Origin of the sequence: Pseudomonas baetica, assembly GCF_019733355.1 — a bacterium.
GTDB classification, from domain to species: domain Bacteria; phylum Pseudomonadota; class Gammaproteobacteria; order Pseudomonadales; family Pseudomonadaceae; genus Aquipseudomonas; species Aquipseudomonas baetica_A.
The window spans coordinates 1-1,417 of the sequence record NZ_JAIHLQ010000114.1 but is presented as its reverse complement, the minus strand read 5'-3'; the positions used below and the strand labels follow the sequence as shown (position 1 = coordinate 1,417).

Annotated in this window: 1 protein-coding gene; it reads left to right on the top strand. The window is 50.0% G+C overall.

Features of this window, described 5'->3' with window-relative positions:
* Positions 1-204 precede the first annotated feature (204 nt).
* The coding region (locus K5E40_RS34290; protein WP_221734427.1) for an ISNCY family transposase at positions 205-1,417 on the top strand (1,213 nt) is incomplete at its 3' end.

Sequence of the window (1,417 nt, the reverse complement as noted above, 5' to 3'; positions counted from 1 at the left end):
CTTCCATATCTTGTCTCCCATCCTCATAACACTGAAATTTCAATTAATCAGAAACTGTGAAATATCAACTAGTTTTTGACATTGTAAGCGTTGAGTTGTAATTTCACGATTGGGTTGATTTGAAATTGCACAATCGGTCTGATGGAAGGATACCCGCCATCACTAAGGAGACTGCCTGTGCCCCATCGTGAGAGAGTGTTTACCATGAAGGAAGTGGATCGGTTAAAGACCATTGAAGCCCTTGCAGAGGGTAGATTGACTGCCAGTATCGCGGCACAACGCATTAATCTGAGTACCAGACAGGTCTACAACCTGTTGGCGCGTTATCGGCTGGAGGGGCCGCTAGGATTACGATCACTGCGCGTTGGTAAGCCCAGTAATCACCAGTTGCCGACCGGCATGAAGGAACTAGCTGGGCAACTGATTTTACAGCATTACCCCGACTTCGGCCCTACCCTCGCAGCAGAAAAGCTGGTCGAGCTACACGATCTCCACCTTGCCGTGTCTACGGTACGCCAGCTGATGATCAATATGGGACTATGGGTGCCACGGCGACAACGCCCTCCAAGAATCCAACAGCCTCGCTACCGGCGTGCTTGCTTCGGCGAATTGATCCAGATCGATGGTTGTGATCATCGATGGTTTGAGGAAAGAGGGCCTACATGTACTGCCATCGTGTTCGTGGATGACGCTACTAGCCAGATCACTGCTCTGCGGTTTGTGTATTCCGAGTCTACATTCGCCTATTTTAGTACCTTGCGCGATCATCTGAGCGCACATGGCAAGCCACTGGCCCTTTACAGCGACAAGGCCAGCGTTTTTAGGGTGAATCACAAGTCCTCCCGTGGTGAGGGACAAACACAGTTTGCGCGAGCCCTGGACGAACTCAATATCGAGGGGTTCTGTGCTCATAGCAGTGCAGCCAAGGGACGTGTCGAACGTGCACACCTGACCTTACAGGATAGGTTGGTGAAGGAGTTGAGGTTAGCTGGCATCAGCTCGATAGACGATGCTAATAAATGGTTACCGGACTTTATCGCTGATTACAACCGACGTTTTGGCAAAGCTCCATTGCATGAACTGGATGTACATCGCCCCTTGAGCCCACATGATAATCTGGATCATATCCTGCTTTGGAAAGAGCCAAGGCTGATCTCAAAACGGCTTACGACGCAATATGACAAGGTGCAATATCTGTTGATGGATACGCCTTCCCAACGCCGTCTGATTGGACGAGAAATTGTGGTTTATCACTATTGCGATGATCGGGTTGAATTACGTGGCCCTGATGGCAACCTGTTGGATTACTGCATTAATGATCGGCTTGCACCGGTCAATCAGGGGGCTATTGTTGATAACAAGCGGCTTGGCCACGTTTTGCAGATGGCTCAGGAAGTACAGACGATGCGGGATGATG